The sequence below is a fragment of the Stutzerimonas stutzeri genome (assembly GCF_000935215.1).
GTDB lineage: Bacteria > Pseudomonadota > Gammaproteobacteria > Pseudomonadales > Pseudomonadaceae > Stutzerimonas.
Window position 1 is genome coordinate 1 of record NZ_JXXD01000304.1, and the last position, 281, is coordinate 281.

Below are 281 nucleotides of genomic sequence, written 5' to 3' on the forward strand. Positions count from 1 at the left end.
TTCTTGCCCTTGTTCTGCCCACCACGGGCAATCTCGAAGTGGATGCGCACCAGTTGCAGCGGCTCGAACTTGGCGCCGGCTGCGAAGATTTCGTCGGCTACTTCGTCCGCTGCTGCCATGCCGATGATCGACAGGCCGTGTTCGGTCTTGCCGTCCGGTTCATCGCCGTAGAAGACCTTGATGTACTTCTGGCCCGCTTCACCGTCGAAGCGTTGAGTGCCGAGAAATGCAACTTCCATAGTCGAACGTGCCATTTGTGTTTCCTCTCTCTAGTTGCGCTT

1 protein-coding gene is annotated in these 281 nt (G+C 56.9%); it reads right to left on the minus strand.

Features of this window, described 5'->3' with window-relative positions:
* A partial coding sequence (locus tag LO50_RS22160) for a hypothetical protein (protein WP_044316388.1) occupies positions 1-254 on the minus strand: 254 nt, incomplete at its 3' end.
* Positions 255-281 lie beyond the last annotated feature (27 nt).